The following is a 16,859-nucleotide window of genomic DNA, read 5'->3' on the forward strand; positions in this document are numbered from 1 at the left end:
TACCGCCTCCACTGTGCTTAGTCTTCGTCGGTGCGCGGAATTCTCCTGGCCGGTGGCACCGGCTCCCGGCTGTGGCCGATCACCATGGCCATGTCGAAACAGTTAATGCCAATTTTTGACAAACCGATGGTGTACTACCCGTTGACCACCCTGGTCTCCGCCGGAATTCGCGAGATCCTGGTCATCACCACGCCCGAGGATCAACCGCATTTTGAGCGCCTGCTCGGTGACGGCCGCCGATTCGGTCTGTCCCTTTCTTATGCCGAACAACCGAAACCGGACGGGATCGCCCAGGCGTTCCGTATCGGCGCTGATTTCATCGGCGACGAGCCGGTTGCGCTGATTCTCGGCGACAACATCTTTCACGGTGTGGGTCTCGGCCGGCAGCTGGCCCGCTTCGACCGCCCGGCCGGCGGGCGGGTCTTCGCCTACCCGGTCGCCGACCCCGAGCGGTATGGCGTGGTGGAGTTCGACGATGCCGGCCACGTGCTGTCGATCGAGGAGAAACCCGAGAAGCCCAAGTCGACGTACGTCGTTCCGGGCCTCTACTTCTACGATGCCGACGTGGTGGAGATCGCGAACGGGCTGGCGCCCAGTGCGCGCGGCGAGCTGGAGATCACCGCGGTCAACGAGGAGTACCGGCGCCGCGGCAAGCTCGACGTGACCGTGCTCGACCGGGGCACGGTGTGGCTGGACACCGGCACGTTCCAGTCGATGGTGCAGGCCTCGGAGTACGTACGGGTGATCGAGGAGCGCCAGGGCCTCAAGATCGGCTGTGTCGAGGAGGCCGCGTGGCGGCTCGGGTTCATCTCCGACGAGCAGCTGCGTGAGCTGGCCGGCCCGTTGCTGAAGAGCGGGTACGGCGTCTACCTGGAGCGCCTGCTGGACTCCGGCAAGTACGGGGGAGTGCTGTGAAGATCCGCCCGCTGAGCATCGAGGGCGCGTGGGAGATCACCCCCGTGCAGTACGGCGACGACCGCGGCACCTTCCTGGAGTGGTACCGCTTCGACCACCTGGCCGCCGTCGTCGGGCATCCGCTCGATCTGGCCCAGGCCAACCTCTCCACCTCGGCCGCGGGCGTGGTGCGCGGCGTCCACTTCGCCGACGTGCCGCCCGGGCAGGCCAAATACGTGACATGTGTCTCGGGCGCGGTTCTCGACGTGATCGTGGACATCCGGGCCGGCTCGCCGACGTTCGGGCAGTGGGAGGCGGTGCGGCTGGACGACACCGACCGGCGGGCCGTCTACCTCGGTGAGGGGCTCGGGCACGCGTTCTGCTCGCTGACCGAGGGGGCCGTGGTGACCTACCTCTGCTCGGCGACGTACCGGCCGGGCCACGAGCACGGTGTGCACCCGCTCGACCCCGAGCTGGGCATCAGCTGGCCGGTCGCCACGCCGCTGCTGTCGCCCAAGGATGCCGCCGCGCCGTCGCTGTCCGAGGCCCTTGCGGCCGGGCTGCTCCCGCGGTATGACACGTGCCGTGACTACCTGGAAACAATGCGTCGAGATGACGACAGTCAATCATTCGCCGCAGGCGATTGACCTGCGTAGATCACCGTAGTATGGCTGTCAGTTCCGAACTGGACGGACGCCTTTGAGCCTCAGCCGAACCGCCAATCGCGGCGGCCGGAAGGGTGTAGCGCGGAACGGCCACGGTTCGGAAGTCTGTCTCATGTGTCCGGTGGGTTGCTCGTATGTGATCGGCCCATCACTCTAAGCTGTGCGTGAAGCCGAACGAGTGCTTCGGCGCCTGATGGATCCGGCTTGTCCGGATTCCCACTAATTATTGGTAATGGATTGACCGCAGCCAATGGGGGCAGAGGCGTGCAGACAATCGAGTCGCTGGCCACCGTCGACCTGAGCGACAGAGCGCTCGGCATCCGGCGGGGCAAACGAGCCGGCGAGACCCGGGCCGGCTGGCAGAACCGGTATGCCCGGATGCTGTACCTGATCGACCTCGTCGTCGGGCTCGGCGCCGCGTGCTGGGCGCTGGTCCTGCGGTTCGGGCCGGACGGTGACGAGCCCAACATGAGGGGCTACGTCCTGCTGACGGCGCTCCTGCCGATCGCCTGGGTGATCTGCCTGTCGGCCAACCGGGCCTACGAGCCGCGCCACCTGTTCGTCGGCACCGACGAGTACGCCCGGGTGTTCCGCTCCGGCGTGGCGCTCACCGCAGTCCTGGCCATCTTCTCGTTCGCGTTCGACCTGCGCCTGGCCCGCGGCTACGTCAGCATCGCGCTGCCGCTGGCCATCGCCGTCGACCTGGGCGCCCGCTACCTGTACCGGCAGCGGCTGCACCGCTCCTGGGGCCGTGGCAACCGCCTGCACCGGGTCCTGCTGGTCGGCCACGAGCAGGCGGTCTCGGACATGACCCGCCGGCTGCGCCGCGAGCGCTACCACGGCCTGGGCGTGATCGGCGCCGTGCTGCCGGCCGCGCCGACCCCGAAGACGTTCGCCGCCGGCATGCCGCCGGTCTACGGCACCTTCGACAAGGTCGACTCGGCCGTGACCCGGGCCGACGCCGACACGGTGATCGTGCTGGCCTGCCCGGAGATCGACGGCCCCGCCCTGCGCCGGCTCGCCTGGCAGCTGGAACGCGAGGAGATCGACCTGATCGTGGCCAGCACGCTGGTCGACGTGGCCGGCGACCGCACCACCATCCGCCCGGTCGACGGCCTGCCGATGCTGCACGTCGAGCACCCGAAGCTCAAGGGCAGCGCCCGCTTCTTCAAGGCCACCTTCGACCGGGTCGGCGCGATCGTGCTGCTCGCCCTGCTCTCGCCGATCCTGCTGGTCGTCTCCGCCCTGGTGATGTGGGGCAAGGGCGGCCGCGGCCCGGCGATCTTCAAGCAGGAGCGCGTCGGCAAGGACGGCCGCACGTTCATGCTCTACAAGTTCCGCACCATGGTGGTCGACGCCGAGGAGCGACTGGCCGAGCTGCAGGCGCTCAACGAGCACGACGGCGAACTGTTCAAGATCAAGCAGGATCCGCGGATCACCCCGATCGGCCAATGGCTGCGCCGCTTCTCGGTGGACGAGCTGCCCCAGCTGTTCAACGTGGTCAAGGGTGACATGTCGCTCGTCGGCCCGCGCCCGCCGCTGGCCCGCGAGGTGGCCGGGTACCCGTCGGACATGCTGCGCCGGCTCGTCGTCAAGCCCGGCCTGACCGGCCTGTGGCAGGTGTCCGGCCGCTCCGATCTGTCCTGGGAGGAGTCGATCCGGCTCGACCTCAGCTATGTGGAGAACTGGTCGCTCGCCATGGACCTGGCCATTCTGGCCCGCACGGTGAGCGCGGTGATCCGCAGCTCAGGAGCCTACTGACGCGCTGAACGCCAAAGCCCGGCTCCCGTTACGGGAGCCGGGCTTCTTCGGCTTGTACGGGCCCTCAGGCGGCCTCGGAGACCGCCTGCCGTAGATCGGTCGGACGCAGCCGTCCGGGAGCGGCCAGATAGGCCAGGAGCACGTCCGCGATCCGGGTGCCGGCGTGGCCGTCCCAGAGCGCCGGCGACCGCTTGGCCGGAGGTTCGACCAGGACCCGGAGCGCGGTCCCGATGATGCGCTCCGGGTCCCGTCCGACGAGGATGTTGGTGCCCTCGGTCAGGGTGATGGGACGCTCGGTGGAGTCCCGCATGGTCAGGCATGGCACCCCGAGCGCGGTCGTCTCCTCCTGCACCCCGCCGGAGTCGGTCAGCACCAGCCGGGCCGACGCCTGCAGGGCGATGAAGTCGAGATAACCGGCCGGCGGCACCAGGCGGATGCCGTCGGGCAGCCCGGCCTCCTCCAGCCGGGCCGCGGTCCGCGGATGCACCGGCAGGATGACCGGCAGCTGCCGGGCCACCTCGGCGAGCGCCTTCAGCAGACCGGCCAGCATGCCGCTGTCGTCCACGTTGGCCGGCCGGTGCAGGGTGGCCAGGGCGTACCCGCCCGGGGTCAGGCCGTAGCGGTGCAGCACGTCGGAGGCGAGCGCGCGGTCGAGGTTCGCGAACAGCGTGTCGATCATGACGTTGCCGGCCAGGTGGATCTGGTCCTCGTGGTAGCCCTCGGCCCGCAGGTTGTCCACGCCGTCCGGCGACGGCGCGAACAGCAGATCGCTGAGCCGGTCGGTGGCGACCCGGTTGACCTCCTCGGGCATGCTCCAGTCCCGGCTGCGCAGCCCGGACTCCACGTGCGCGACCGGCACCCCGGCCTTGGCCGCGACGAGGGCGCAGGCCAGCGTCGAGGTGACGTCGCCGACGACCACCACGGCGTCCGGCCGCAGCTCGGTGACGAGCGGCTCGAACGCGAGCATCACCCGCGCGGTCTGCTCGGCGTGGCTGCCCGACCCGGTGCCGAGGTGGCGGTCCGGCTGGCGCAGTCCCAGGTCGGCGAAGAACACGTCGTTCATCGCGGCGTCGTAGTGCTGGCCGGTGTGCACCAGCACCACCTCGGCGCCGCGCTGCTCGAGCGCGTCCATCACCGGCTTGACCTTCATGAAGTTGGGCCGGGCGCCGGCCACACAGATGATCCGGGGCACGGTCAGATCACCTCGACCGTGGGCCCGGTGGCCAGCCGGCGCCGGGTGTCCAGCACGTAGTTGGCCTCGCGGGCGAGCAGGTCGTAGTCGAACTCGTCGTGGTCGGCGAGCAGCACCACCGCGTCGGCCGAGCGCACCTCGTCGGCGTCGGCCGTGACCATGGTCAGATCGGGCGCCCCGTGCACCGCCTCGACGACGTGCGGGTCAGCGACCCGGACCTCGGCGCCCATCTGGTTGAGCAGCTGCACCACGCGCACCGCGGGCGACTCCCGGGCGTCGCCGGTGTTCTTCTTGTACGCCAGCCCGAGCAGCAGGATCCGGCTCCCCGAGACGGAACGCTGCCGGCGGTTGAGCGCGTCGATGAGCCGGCGTACGACGTAGTCGGGCATGTGGTTGTTGATGTCGTTGGCCAGGTCGACGAAGCGGAAGCTCTGGCCGAGCGCCCGCTGCACCCGCCAGGACAGGTACGACGGGTCGATCGGCAGGCAGTGGCCGCCGACGCCCGGACCAGGGGTGAACCGCATGAAGCCGAACGGCTTGGAGCTGGCCGCGTCGATCGCCTGCCAGACGTCGATGCCCAGGTCGTTGGAGATCATCGCGATCTCGTTGACCAGCGCGATGTTGACGTGCCGGAACGTGTTCTCGATCAGCTTGGCCAGCTCGGCCTCGCGGGTGGACGAGACCGCCACGGTGCTCTCCACCACCGAGTCGTAGAACTCCTTGACCCGCTGCAGCGAGGTCTCGTTCACGCCGGAGACGATCTTCGGGGTGTTGATGACGTTCCAGGTCGGGTTGCCCGGGTCGATGCGCTCCGGGCTGAAGCCGAGCGCGAAGTCCTCGCCGGCGACCAGGCCGGAGACCTTCTCCAGGATCGGCCGGACCACCTCTTCGGTGGTGCCCGGGTAGGTGGTCGACTCCAGGACCACCGTCGCGCCGGGGCGCAGATGCTCGGCCAGCAGCTCGGTGGACGCCTCCACGTAGGAGAGGTCGGGGGCGCCGTCGCGCAGGGGGGTGGGCACGGTGATCAGGGCGACGTCGAACCCGGCGCAGTCGGCCGGGTCGGTGCTGGCGCGGTAGTTCCCGCCGGCCAGCACCGCGTTGAGCCGCTCGGCCGAGATGTCCTCGACGTACGACTCGCCCCGGCTGAGCCGGCCGACCCGGACGGTGTCGACGTCGTAGCCGACGACCTGGTGGCCGACCTCGGCGGCGCGGACGGCCAGCGGCAGCCCGACGTACCCCTGGCCGGCGATGACGACTCGCATGGCAGTTCCCCTCAGTTGCTCTTCGTAGTCGTGCTGGTGGACGCCGTACGCGGGGGATCGGTGGCGGGGGAGGTGGTCCGGGACGGGCGCGCCCACTCGCGCGCGACCAGCCCGATGAAGGCGACGTTGGTGGTCAGGTAGCGGCGGCCGAGCCGGCGCGGCTCCTGCAGCGCGCGGTAGAGCCACTCGCAGCCCAGTCGTTGCCAGGCGACCGGCGCGCGTCTCACCACGCCGGCCAGGACGTCGAACGAGCCGCCGACACCGTGCACCACCTTGGCCCCGCTGCGGGCGCCGTAGGTGGACACGAACACCTCCTTCTTGGGCGAGGTCATGCCCAGGAAGAGCAGGTCGGCACCGCTCTCGTGGATGGCGTCGGCGACCGCGGCGGACTCCTCGGCGGCGTAGTAACCGTCCCGATATCCGGCGATCCGCAGCCGGGGATGCTGCGCGCGGATCCGCTCGACCATGGTCTCCAGCACCTCGGCGCGCGCGCCCAGGAAGTAGACCGAGTGGCCGCGCAGCTCGGCCATGTAGAGCAGACGCTGGAACAGGTCGATGCCGGCCACCCGCTCGGGCAACGGCTGCCGCAGCACCCGGCTGGCCCAGACCACGGACTGCCCGTCGGCCACGATCAGGCCGCAGCCGGTGACCGCGTCCCGCAGCGCCGGGTCGTCGCGCATCTTCACGATCTTGGCGGCGTTGACCACCCCGACCTCGAGCAGCTCGCCGTTGGTGATCGAGTCCAGGCAGCGCTGGACGGTCTGCTCCAGGGTGAGCGCGTCCAGCGGGACGCCGAACAGATCTCGCCGGCCGTCGGTCGCGGCCGGCACGGTGGCTTCGGTCATGGTCAGCGTCCCTTGCTCTCGGCCGCGGCCACCGGGCGGGCCGACGGATCCAGGGAGGCCAGCCAGGCGAAGTAGAGCCAGCCGAACTCGTACGGACGGCACTCCCGGTCCAGGGCGGCCGGCCGGTAGATCCGGTTGATGATCGGCAGGCGAAGGCCCGGGCGCACCCGGGTGGTGGCGGTGTGCACGCCGCGGACGATCTTCTTGGGGTCGCCCCGGAAGACCTTGCGTACGGTCAGCCCCGCGTCGTGGAGCAGCAGCGTCTCGCCGTCCGGGCCGAGCTCGGCCGGGTCGGTCATCCAGCGCAGGCCCTTGCGGATCGGCTCCCCGAAGTCCGGGCCGCCGGCCTCGGTCAGGTCGAGCAGCGCCATCGGGCCCATCGCGTGCTGGTGCACCGAGTAGACCGGGTAGCCCTCGATCACCTCGCCGGTACGGGCGTCGTAGTGCCACCACCACTGCCCGTCCGGGCCCTGCAGGCGGCAGATCTGCTCGGCCGTGGCGCGGGCGGCGGCCAGGGCGGCCGGGTCGTCGCCGGAGTGGTGCAGCCGGGCCAGCGCCTGGATCGGGTACACCTGGTCGGCGAAGCACGCCACGTGCGCCCGGTACGGCTTGACCAGCCCGGCCCCGGTCACGTGCGGGAAGACCGGGCTGCCCGGGACGATGCTGCCGAGCAGCCGCTGCCGGGCCGCGGCCAGGTGTTCCTCGACGTCCAGGAGCGGGCGGGCGGCGGCGAGCGCCGAGACGACCCAGGCGCACTCGACGACGTACTCGGCGGCGGTGCGCCGGTCGAAGTCGCGCAGCCGGTCGACGGCCTCGGTCAGCCGGGGATGGCCGGCCTGCGCGGCGGCCCAGGCGATCAGCGCGACGTCGCCCAGGTTGGTGCTCGCCGCCTGCCGGTCGATCAGCAGCCCGATGAAGCTCTCCAGGCTGTGGCCGCCGAGCTGGGCCGGCTGATCCGCGACCGGCAGCCAGGCGACGCCGAGCGCCACGATCGCGGCGTAGCGCAGGCTGGTGCCGCGCTGATGCGCGTCGACGCGGTCAGCCGATGTGGTGAATGCCCGTGTGAATACGAATTCGTCGGTCTCGGCCCGGTACATTTGCGGGAGTCCGCGGGATGCGAGCCTGATGAGGCGATTTGTCAGCTCGGTGGTTTCGCCATCGAGGTAGGCGTACCTCGCAGGTGCTGGCGTCATGTCGTCCTTCCGGAGGGCGAGGGCGTTTGCGCCCACAGAGGACAGCTATCCCCGAGGCCCGGGCGGTACACGAGGAGAGGCTGTTCGCAGGGAGACAAGGGCATGCGGAACCATCGGCCGAGGTGAGCCGGAAAGCCGATCGTCACCGAAGCCGTGGGGTCGCAAGCGAGGCTACTTAGGACGATCCAGTCATCGGTAGATGTGTCTGTTGGATGACACTGCCTTATGCCCGGCTTTGCGACAAGGGTTCCGATAGCTCCGACCGACCGGCGACTGTGGAACCACCGAAACGGACGGACATGATGGACCGTCGGCCGTCCGGCCCGGCCGATCCGTCACATTCAGGCGTCCACGGGCTCCGGTGAGAAGGCCCGCCGGCGCCGGCGCAGAAGGAACTCGTCGGCCCACATCGCGGCGGCCAGCGAGAGCCCGCCGCCGAGCAGCAGGCTTCCGCCCAGCGCCCGCACGCGCGAGTTCGGCAGCTTGACCGCGTCCGGCGCGGCCAGCATCGTGATCGTGATCCGCTCGCCGGCCGCGATGTTCGACGCGTCCTGCAGCTGGCCCAGCTCCCGGGTGAAGGCGGCGGTCACCGTCGCCAGTGAGCGCAGCGCGCTCGCCTCGTCCGCCTCGGTGGCCGTGACCTGCACGGACGAGATCAGGTACTCCGGCGTCTGCCGGGTGCCGCTGTTGCGCGGCGTCAGCACGTACGTCCCGGTGACCCCGGCCCGGCGCAGGTCCTCCTTCCCGCTCGGGCTGGAGAGACGCTGGGCCACGCCGGCCGAGAACGTGGCCACCGACGGGCGCAGCACGGCGAGCTGATTGCGGATGTCCGGTGTCTGCGGCGGCTGCACGGCGAAGACCTCCGTCGCCCGGTAGACGGTCGGCGGCCTGGCCGCCCAGAACCACGCGACCAGAGCTGTGACCAGGAACCCGCCGAGAAGAATCCACCAGCGCCGGCGAAACACCTGGAGCACCTCGGGAAGATTCACGGGGGGCCTCCCTCTGCTTGCTTTGTCGGGGCGGGATCATATCCTCGACTGTCGGCCGAGTCGTATGTAGAAAGCAGACAGAAGCCACCTCCGTTCGGAGGGTGGTGGCAGTCTCTGTACACCTTGTACGTTGACATCGCGAACGGCCCACGACCCCTTTTGTCACTTACCAGCCGTGAGACCGTCGTCTCTCGGGAGCAATGGAGAGGGTATGGACCTCGGCGAGATCCTGCGCGTAATGCGGCAGCGCTGGCTACTGTGGACGCCGATCATGGTGGTGACCGGCGCGCTGACTGTTCTCGCCTACGTCATGCTCCCCACCACCTATGAGTCGACGAGCACGGTCAGTCTGCTGAGCGCGGAACGCGCGTCGCTGATCAACAAGAACGGCAACACCAACCCGTTCCTGACGTTCGACACGTCGCTCGTCGCGACGGCCGACTTCCTGTCGCGCAGCATGTCGTCCAAGGGCGCCCAGGAGGCGCTCAAGAATCTCGGCGTCACCGAGGAGTACACGGTCGCCCTGGCCGACAACGCTCAGGGACCCTTCGTCGCCATCGTCGTCACCGGCGACGACCAGGCCCACGTCCTCACGTCGACCCAGACGCTGACCGACTACGCCGGGAGCGAGCTCGCCAAGATCCAGTCGGCGAACAACGTGAAGCCCGAGGACATGGTCCGGCTCACCACGATCATCCCGCCGCAGAAGCCGGAAGCCCAGATCAAGGCCAAGCTTCAGCTGGTCATCGGCGTGGCCGGGGCCGGCACGGCGCTGGCCTTCATGGTCACCTTCATCACCGAGGGACTGGTGCGCTCCCGCACGGCCCGCCAGTCGGCCTCCGGCCGATCGGCGCCGGCCTCGGGCGCCGCGGCCCCGGCCGCTGCGTCCGCACCGGCCGCGCCCGAACATCGGGACCCGGAGAAGACGGCGATCGTCAACATCCCGCCGAGCACCCGGCTGCCCGCGCCGACCACGGCCCGGCCCGCGCCCTCGGCCGAGGACACCCAGCTGATCATCAGCACCGCCGCGCGGCCGCCGGCGACCTCGCCGTCGTCTCGTCGCGGCGGCTCACCGACCGGTGTCTACCGCTCCGGTACGAACGGGAAGTCGCCCGACGATGGGAAATAGACCCGATGGCTACTAGGTCGGCGGACGGGCCGGGCCAGGTGATGGTCCTGACCCGCCCGGATCGGCCGGCCGGCCTGCAGCGCGTCGTCGCGCGAGCGAGGGTGCGCGAGCACGGCACGAATCCGGCGGCGATCCTCTCCGTGTACGTGGTCCTGCTCATGCTGGTGCCGTCCCGCCTGGTCCTCGGTGGTCTGGGCGCGGTCGGCACGATGGCCACGATCTGGGCGCTCGTCGGTCTGATGTGGGCGGTCGGCAGCTGGCTGACCCGGCGGATCCGGCCCCTGCCCGGCTCCCGTGTCCCACGGGTCGTGATGGTGCTGCTCGGGGCGGCCATCGTCAGCGCGTACGTCGGGTGCGCCCGCCGCGACGCCGTCGCCCTCGAGATCAACGCGGCCGACCGCGGACTGATCCTGCTGGCCGCCTGGTGGGGCGTCGTGCTGATCGCCTCCTCGGTCAGCGACCTGGAGCGGATGAAGAAGCTGCTGCGCCTGCTGGTGCGCTGCGCCACGGTCGTCGCCTGCATCGGCATCGCCGAGTTCATGCTGCACCGTTCGCTGCTCGGCTGGCTGTCGATCCCGGGGCTGGAGTCGAACGCCTCGGCCGCCGCGGTGATGACGCGGGGCGCGTTCACCCGGCCGACGTCGACGGCCAGTCACCCGCTGGAACTGGCCACCACGCTGGCGATGATCCTGCCGTTCGCGGTCCAGCAGGCCTTCGACCCGATGACCAAGGGCGGCGCGATCCGCCGGTGGGCCCCGGTCGGGCTGATCGCGGTGGCCTCGGTCGCCACCGTGTCGCGGTCCGCGGTGATCGGCGTCGTGCTCGTCCTGATCATCCTGTTCCCGACCTGGAGCAGCAAGCGCCGCTGGCCCGCGGTCGGTGCACTGATCGCCGCCCTCGGTGTCCTCAAGGTCGCGATCCCCGGCTTCCTCAGCACGATCATCGGGATGTTCACGGCCTGGTTCAACGGCACCGATACCAGCACCCAGGCCCGGGTCATGGACTACGAGGACGTGCTCACCTTCGTCGAGCAGCGACCCTGGTCCGGAATGGGTTTCGGCACGTTCCTGCCCAGCCTGTACCGCTACACCGACAACATGTACCTGCTCGCCCTGGTCGAGATGGGCATCGTCGGGGTCGTCGCCCTCCTCGTGGTCTTCATCGCCATGATCCACAACGGGGGCGCGGCCCGGCGGCGTTTCGCCGACCCGGTGAGCCGCGAGCTCGCCCTCTCCTTCGTGGCCGCCGGTTTCGTGGTCCTCGTCTGCACCGCGACCTTCGACACCCTGAGCTTCCCGATGGTGTCGGGCCTCGTCTTCCTTCTCCTCGGCCTCTCCGGAGCACTGCTCGGGATCGCCAGACAAGAAACCCCGGTGAATGACAGTGAGTAACCTGCAGGCGAAGGTCGCCTCGGCCGCCCGCTGGAGCGTGCTCAACACTGTGGTGGTCCGGATCGGCAACTTCGCCGCCGGTGTCATCCTCGCCCGCTTCTTCCTCAGCCCCTACGACTTCGGTCTCTACGCGGTCGGCGCCGTGATGCTCGCGGTGCTGCTCAGCGCCAACGAGATGGGCGTCAGCCTGGCGGTGATCCGCTGGGAGGGCGACGTACGGCGGTTCGCGCCGACCGTGCTCAGCCTCTCCACGCTCTCCAGCCTGGTGCTCTACCTCTCGCTCTACTTCGCCGCGCCGTTCGCGGCGACCGCGCTGGGGTCACCGGCGGCGACCGACGTCCTGCGCGTGCTCTGCCTCACCGTGGTCATCGACGGCATCGCCTGCGTGCCGGCCGGGCTGCTCACCCGCGAGTTCCGGCAGGGCCCGCGGATGGTGATCGACCTGCTGATCTTCGTGGTCAGCACCTCGGTCACCATGGTCCTGGCCGTGCAGGGGCAGGGGGCGATGAGTTTTGCCTGGGGCGCCGTCGCCGGCAACCTGGTCGGTCTCGCGGCCACCGCGGTCGCGGCTCCCGGAATGCTGCGCTTCGGGTGGGACCGGAAGATCGCCGTACGTCTGCTGAGGTTCGGTCTTCCCCTGGCCGGCGCCAGTCTGCTGGTTCTCGCCATGGTCAACGTCGACTCGCTGGTGGTCGGCGCGGCCCTCGGCCCGGTCGCGCTCGGCTTCTACCAGATCGCGGTGAACATGTCGGGCTGGCCGGTCCGGACGATCTCCGAGGCGGCGCGCCGGGTCTCGTTCGCCGGGTTCTCCCGGATCGCCGACGACACCCGCTCGCTGGCGTCCGGCTACGCCTCCTCGCTGTCGGTCCTGATGGCGGTCGCCGTGCCGGCCTGCGTGCTGCTCGGCACCCTGGCCGAGCCATTGATCAGGGCGGTCTACGGTGACCAGTGGGCGCCGGCCGCCGCGGCGCTGCGCTTCCTCGCGGCGCTCGGCCTGATCCGGGTCGGATACGAGCTGACCTACGACTGCCTGGTCGCGGCCGGCCACCGTAAACTGCTCATGGGGGTGCAGGCGCTCTGGCTGGCGGCACTGGTCCCGATCCTGATCGGCTTCGTCCACCCGTTCGGCATCGCCGGTGTGGCGGCCGGCCACGTCGTCGTCGGCGTGCTGGTCGTGATCCCGGTGTTCCTCTGGGCGCTGGCCCGGGTCGGCATCGCGCCGCGGGTCGTCGCCGGCGCGGTCGGCCGGCCGTTCCTGGGCGGCATCGCGGTGGGGGTGACCGGCTGGAGCGTCTTCACGGTGGTCGGCCACGGGTTCGCCGGCCTGGTCGTCGCCGGTCTGGCCGCCCTGCTGGTCTACGTGCCGTTCGTGCTGCCGCTGCTGCGCCGGCTGCGTCCCGTTCCGGCCGCCCCGGCCGTGCCCGAGCCGGTCGAGGCGGGGATCTGAGACGTGATCAAGCGGTTGTTGCGGCAGCGCATCGGGTGGCTGCCGCTGTACGAGATGCGTAACAAACTGCTGCTGTCGCATACCGCGGTGCCGTTACGCCGCTTCGAGGACGCCGAGGTCACCCGGCTGTCCCGGGCCCTTCCGGGCGGGAAGCCCCGGGCCACGGTCGCGACCGTGGTGCTCACCTACCGCCGCCCGGACGACCTGCGGCGAGCGGTGGCGTCGGTGCTCGGCCAGACGTTCCGCGACCAGGTCGTGATCGTGGTCGACGACGGTGGCGGGCTGCCCGATCTGCCGGCCGACCCGCGGCTGTCGGCGGTCAGCCTGTCCCGGAACATCGGCGTCGCCGGGGTGAGCCGCAACGTCGGCATCCGGCTCACCGACTCGGAGTTCGTGGCGTTTCTCGACGACGACAACCTCTGGCATCCCGGGCATCTGGAGACGGCGCTCGGACGGCTGCGCGGCCCGGACGCTCCGGACGCGGTCTACACGGCGATGCGTCGGGTCACGCCGGACGGTGCGCTGCGGGACGTCCTGTCGGTCCCGTTCGACCGGCAGGCGGCCCGCAACAGCAGCTTCCTCGACCCGAATCCGCTGGTCGCCCGGCGGGCCCGCGCGCTGCACTTCAGCCGGATCCGGCGGGCCAAACCGGTCGCACCGCGGGAGGACTGGGAGATGATCTTCCGGTACAGCCGGCACCGGCGTGTCGAGCACGTGCCGGTGCCGACCGTGGACTACCTGGTCAACCCGGACAGTTACTGGACGGCCTGGAACACCGCCCGGTAACAGCCGGTCAGCGGCGACCCAGTTCCAGCGTGGACGGCCGGATGAGCGCCCGCAGCGCACTGCGGCTGCGCTCCTGGCCGAGCACCGCCCGCAGGGCCTCGCGCAGGGCGACCGCCGACCAGTAACCGGCCGCCGCGACCGCCGAGTGCCGCATCCGGTAGAGGCGGACCCGGTTGACCGTGAGCAGGCTCCACAGCCGCGGCGAGACCTTCGATTCCCCGCCGAGGTGGGTGACCTCCGCGGACGGTACGAGGACCGTGGCGTACCCGCGGTCGGCGGCCCGCAGGGCGAACTCGGTCTCCTCGGAGTAGAGGAAGAACGACTCGTCCCAGGGCCCGGCGGCGTTCAGGCACTCGGCCGAGATCAGCATGATCGCGCCGGTGGCCCAGTCGGCCCGGGTGGCGCGCCGGTACGCCTCGTCGTCCAGGACGGTCTCGCCGAACGGCGCCAGGCGGCCGGCCCGTTGACCGGCGAGCGCCTCGCCGAGCGCCCGCGCGATGGTCGGCCGGCGTCGCAGCGAACGGGCCAGGTGCCCGTCCTCGTCGAGGATGCGCGGCACGGTGACGCCGGTGCGGCCGGCCGCGGTGTCGCCCAGGGCCGCGTACAGCGTGGCGATGACGCCCGGGGTCAGCCGGATGTCGGGATTGAGGACGAGGGCCGCGTCGAAGTCGCCGGCGTCGGCCAGGCCCGCGTTGATGGCGGCGGCGTAACCCGCGTTGCGGCCCATCCGGATCACCCGGCACTCGGGCAGGGTCTTCTCGGCGAGCAGGACCGAGTCGTCGGCCGAGTCGTTGTCGACCACCGTCAGGGTCCACTCCAGGCCGGCCAGCCCGGCGTGGACCGTCTCGAGCAGCCCGGGCAGGGGTGCGGCGCTGTTGTAGGTGACCACCACGGCGGCCACTCGGGGGGTACGTGTCATCAGGCTGTCCTGCTGCTCTCGTCGCGAAGCCAGGTGTTGAAGTCGCCCTCCCGGATCGGCCGGCGAGCCTTGGCCCGGGCGACCATGGTCACCGCCAGGAAGACCACCAGGTGGGGCAGGAGCGCCGGGTTCCGGCGGGCGATCCCGATCAGGTCGGCGCGGCTGGTGCGGGACTCCTCGGTGTTCACCTTCTCGATCCGCAGCATCTGGGCGGTGGTGGTGAGGGAGCGGACCCGGCGCTTGATCAGATCCCGGGTGGCCCGCGGAGTGTGCACCTCCACGACGGCGTCCGGCACGATCCGGCGGGCCTCGGGCCGGAAGGCGACCGAGGCGGCGAGGTCGTCGCCCATCGCCTCGGGCAACTCGGCGAGTCGTCGCCCGCCCTCCGGGCCGACCGCGATCACGCCGCGGCCGTAGAGGCCCGCGCGGACCGAGGGGAGCAGCTCCCAGACCCGGAAATACCAGCGCACGGTCAGCGGGCGGCCGGTGGTGGTGAGCCGGCGGTCCGGGGCGACGGCGAGCACGCCGGGCTGTTCCAGGGCCGCGGCCAGCCGGCGTACGTCCGCGGTGCCGATCACCACGTCGGCGTCGACGTACATCCGCGGGTAGTGGCGGGCGTGCTCGTCGCCGAGGCGCAACGCCCGGTGCTTGTTGGCCGCCCCGGTCTCGACGACGGTGACCGCCGGGCCGAAGCCCCGGGCCACTTCGGCGGTGTCGTCGGTGCAGCCGTTGGCCACCACCACGACGTCCAGCTCGCCGGGTTCCGCGTCGGCCAGCAGCGCGGTGAGCAGACGGCCGATGACCGCCGCCTCGTTGTGCGCGGGGACCACGATGCTCACGCTGGGGACTGAAGCTGTCACCGGGCGAGTATCGGAAACCCGAGCGGCGGTGCACCAGGGCCATCAGGCTCGATCACTATCGGATGTCGGACAAGCCCCCTGAACGAACGGGCACATCATTCACGTCCTCAGTGGATTTCGGGCGTGAGTCCAGATGCTACGTTCATGCGCGCCGTGGCTTTTCCCACGCGAGCCCTCATCCTCTGCTTCCGCCGTCCATTGCGGACCGTATTCGAAGGGTGTCGTGATCATGCCGACTCATCGCCGACTGGGCGGGCGGCTGCCGCTGCTCGTCGTGCCGGCCGTCCTGCTGGTCGTGGCCGTCGCGGCGGTCGTCGTCTGGCGGGTCCGCAGTGACGGGGACGGCTGCACCTACGGCACCGACGGATGTGTCGTGGCCCCGCTGGCCGAGCGGTCCGGCCCGGATCCGGCCTCCGAACCGCTGGCCTCGTCGGCGGTGCCGTCGGCCCGTCCGGGCTCGTCGTTCGCGTCGCCGGCCCGGTCGCCGGGTTCGGCCCGCCCCAAGCCGCCGTCGGCGACGCCCACCCGGGGCAGCGAGGGTGAGGTCAACCGGGGCCCGTGCGCCTCGGCCGCGGCCTGCGGCTACCCGCATGCCGGCAACACCGGTCCGACCAAGACTCCGAAGACGAAGAAGTCGGGCGACATCTCGATCAAGGAGAACGGCCAGGTCGTCGACGGCTGGAACCTGACCGGGTCGCTGGACGTCTACGCGAACAATGTGACCGTCAAGAACTGCACGATTACCTCGAGCAACTGGTGGGCGATTAATCTGCGGCCCGGTTTCACCGGCCTCAAAGTGACCCATTGTCGTATTGCCGACAATCCTGGAAAGGGCCCGGACAACGGCGGCTCGAACTATGCCGTGTCCAATATGGGCGATGGTTCGGTGGAAGTCGGATATAACGAGATCGCCGGTTTCGGAAATGTCCTTTCCATGGGGCACGGCAACATTCACGACAATTATGTGCACAGTTTGTCGACTTTTGTCACGCAGAGCGGCGAGTGGCAGCACACCGATGCGGTGATCAGTAACGGCAGCGACAGCGGTGGCCTCGTCATCCGGCACAACACGCTGCTCAACCAGACCCCGATCGACAAGGGTTCGACCGCCGCGGTCGGCCTGTACGCCGACAACGGCCCGGTCCGCAACACCACGGTCCAGGACAACTGGATGGCCGGCGGTGCGTATGTGCTGTACGGCGGGGCCAAAGGATCGTCCAACGTCAAGATCCTGGACAACGTCTTCTCCACCCAGTTCCACGCCAACGGCGGCATCTACGGCTTCGCCACCGCCTGGGACGCCTCCGGGTCGGGCAACGTGTGGAGCGGGAACCGGACCTCCAAGGGCGTCTTCGTCACCGCACCCAAGGAATGACCGCGCCCGGGTAAAGAAAGTCAACAACCGACTGGACGATCGGTCCGGCGCCGATCGTGCAGAGTGTGGCAGCCTTTGTCCGGCCCCCGCGCACCGATGATCTGGGGCTCGCGCATCGTCCGATGTGTAGTCTCCGAATTGGGCACAACAA

General features: G+C 70.2%; 15 protein-coding genes. 8 read left to right on the forward strand and 7 right to left on the reverse strand.

Annotated elements, in window-relative coordinates; translation table 11 throughout:
* Positions 1 to 30 precede the first annotated feature (30 nt).
* The 3 genes from rfbA to ACSHV8_RS08625 all read left to right on the forward strand — a co-directional run bounded on the left by rfbA (position 31) and on the right by ACSHV8_RS08625 (position 3,320).
* Positions 31 to 915, forward strand: coding sequence for a glucose-1-phosphate thymidylyltransferase RfbA (rfbA, locus tag ACSHV8_RS08615; RefSeq protein ID WP_436531127.1), 885 nt, complete (start codon positions 31 to 33; stop codon positions 913 to 915).
* Positions 912 to 1,541 (forward strand): dTDP-4-dehydrorhamnose 3,5-epimerase family protein, encoded by a 630-nt coding sequence (locus ACSHV8_RS08620; RefSeq protein WP_436531129.1) that lies wholly within the window; start codon positions 912 to 914, stop codon positions 1,539 to 1,541. Before rfbA ends, ACSHV8_RS08620 begins: the two co-directional genes overlap by 4 nt.
* A 282-nt stretch (positions 1,542 to 1,823) precedes the next feature.
* Complete coding sequence (locus tag ACSHV8_RS08625) at positions 1,824 to 3,320, forward strand: sugar transferase (protein ID WP_436531131.1); 1,497 nt, start codon at positions 1,824 to 1,826, stop codon at positions 3,318 to 3,320.
* Between the two features lie 64 nt (positions 3,321 to 3,384).
* On the opposite strand, the gene wecB is transcribed toward ACSHV8_RS08625, so the two are convergent.
* The 5 genes from wecB to ACSHV8_RS08650 form a co-directional block, all read right to left on the reverse strand.
* A complete protein-coding gene (gene wecB / locus ACSHV8_RS08630; RefSeq protein WP_436531133.1) occupies positions 3,385 to 4,512 on the reverse strand; it encodes a non-hydrolyzing UDP-N-acetylglucosamine 2-epimerase in 1,128 nt (375 codons plus the stop codon).
* Between the two features lie 2 nt (positions 4,513 to 4,514).
* The gene (locus tag ACSHV8_RS08635; protein ID WP_436531135.1) at positions 4,515 to 5,774 is read right to left on the reverse strand and encodes a nucleotide sugar dehydrogenase; all 1,260 of its coding nucleotides are present in this window, start codon (positions 5,772 to 5,774) and stop codon (positions 4,515 to 4,517) included.
* Between the two features lie 11 nt (positions 5,775 to 5,785).
* Positions 5,786 to 6,619, reverse strand: a complete 834-nt coding sequence (locus ACSHV8_RS08640; RefSeq protein ID WP_436531137.1) for a WecB/TagA/CpsF family glycosyltransferase — start codon at positions 6,617 to 6,619, stop codon at positions 5,786 to 5,788.
* A 2-nt stretch (positions 6,620 to 6,621) separates the two neighbouring features.
* Entirely contained in the window at positions 6,622 to 7,716 is a 1,095-nt protein-coding gene (locus ACSHV8_RS08645) for a hypothetical protein (RefSeq protein WP_436531139.1), read from the reverse strand.
* A 437-nt stretch (positions 7,717 to 8,153) separates the two neighbouring features.
* The gene (locus tag ACSHV8_RS08650) at positions 8,154 to 8,801 is read right to left on the reverse strand and encodes a hypothetical protein (RefSeq protein ID WP_436531140.1); all 648 of its coding nucleotides are present in this window, start codon (positions 8,799 to 8,801) and stop codon (positions 8,154 to 8,156) included.
* Positions 8,802 to 9,012: 211 nt separating this feature from the next.
* Between ACSHV8_RS08650 and ACSHV8_RS08655 the strand changes: the two genes are divergently transcribed.
* The 4 genes from ACSHV8_RS08655 to ACSHV8_RS08670 are packed head-to-tail and all read left to right on the forward strand — an operon-like array spanning position 9,013 to position 13,554.
* Positions 9,013 to 9,930, forward strand: coding sequence for a hypothetical protein (locus ACSHV8_RS08655; protein WP_436531142.1), 918 nt, complete (start codon positions 9,013 to 9,015; stop codon positions 9,928 to 9,930).
* Between the two features lie 5 nt (positions 9,931 to 9,935).
* Positions 9,936 to 11,321 (forward strand): O-antigen ligase family protein, encoded by a 1,386-nt coding sequence (locus ACSHV8_RS08660; protein ID WP_436531143.1) that lies wholly within the window; start codon positions 9,936 to 9,938, stop codon positions 11,319 to 11,321.
* Positions 11,308 to 12,768, forward strand: coding sequence for an oligosaccharide flippase family protein (locus ACSHV8_RS08665; RefSeq protein ID WP_436531145.1), 1,461 nt, complete (start codon positions 11,308 to 11,310; stop codon positions 12,766 to 12,768). The genes ACSHV8_RS08660 and ACSHV8_RS08665 overlap by 14 nt, the downstream gene beginning before the upstream one ends.
* 3 nt (positions 12,769 to 12,771) lie before the next feature.
* A complete protein-coding gene (locus ACSHV8_RS08670; protein WP_436531147.1) occupies positions 12,772 to 13,554 on the forward strand; it encodes a glycosyltransferase family 2 protein in 783 nt (260 codons plus the stop codon).
* 7 nt (positions 13,555 to 13,561) lie between these two features.
* Here ACSHV8_RS08670 and ACSHV8_RS08675 read toward each other — a convergent pair whose 3' ends face one another.
* Together ACSHV8_RS08675 and ACSHV8_RS08680 are read right to left on the reverse strand one after the other, a co-directional pair.
* Entirely contained in the window at positions 13,562 to 14,473 is a 912-nt protein-coding gene (locus ACSHV8_RS08675) for a glycosyltransferase family 2 protein (RefSeq protein ID WP_436531148.1), read from the reverse strand.
* On the reverse strand, positions 14,473 to 15,312 hold the full coding sequence (locus tag ACSHV8_RS08680; RefSeq protein ID WP_436531150.1) for a glycosyltransferase family 2 protein: 840 nt from the start codon (positions 15,310 to 15,312) through the stop codon (positions 14,473 to 14,475). Before ACSHV8_RS08680 ends, ACSHV8_RS08675 begins: the two co-directional genes overlap by 1 nt.
* A 244-nt stretch (positions 15,313 to 15,556) precedes the next feature.
* Here ACSHV8_RS08680 and ACSHV8_RS08685 point away from each other — a divergent pair, with 244 nt between their 5' ends.
* Positions 15,557 to 16,708 carry a hypothetical protein gene (locus tag ACSHV8_RS08685; RefSeq protein ID WP_436531152.1) on the forward strand — a complete coding sequence of 384 codons (1,152 nt, stop codon included), beginning with the start codon at positions 15,557 to 15,559 and terminating at the stop codon, positions 16,706 to 16,708.
* The last annotated feature ends 151 nt before the right edge of the window (positions 16,709 to 16,859 follow it).

It is taken from the genome of Actinoplanes sp. HUAS TT8 (genome assembly GCF_051380535.1).
GTDB lineage: Bacteria > Actinomycetota > Actinomycetes > Mycobacteriales > Micromonosporaceae > Actinoplanes.

Excerpts from the sequence above, each read along its gene's own strand:
- ACSHV8_RS08635 (WP_436531135.1), bottom strand. The coding sequence starts at position 5,774 with ATGCGAGTCGTCATCGCCGGCCAGGGGTACGTCGGGCTGCCGCTGGCC.
- ACSHV8_RS08640 (WP_436531137.1), bottom strand. The coding sequence starts at position 6,619 with ATGACCGAAGCCACCGTGCCGGCCGCGACCGACGGCCGGCGAGATCTG.
- ACSHV8_RS08645 (WP_436531139.1), bottom strand. The coding sequence starts at position 7,716 with ATGTACCGGGCCGAGACCGACGAATTCGTATTCACACGGGCATTCACC.
- ACSHV8_RS08655 (WP_436531142.1), top strand. The coding sequence starts at position 9,013 with ATGGACCTCGGCGAGATCCTGCGCGTAATGCGGCAGCGCTGGCTACTG.
- ACSHV8_RS08660 (WP_436531143.1), top strand. The coding sequence starts at position 9,936 with ATGGCTACTAGGTCGGCGGACGGGCCGGGCCAGGTGATGGTCCTGACC.
- ACSHV8_RS08665 (WP_436531145.1), top strand. The coding sequence starts at position 11,308 with ATGACAGTGAGTAACCTGCAGGCGAAGGTCGCCTCGGCCGCCCGCTGG.
- ACSHV8_RS08675 (WP_436531148.1), bottom strand. The coding sequence starts at position 14,473 with ATGACACGTACCCCCCGAGTGGCCGCCGTGGTGGTCACCTACAACAGC.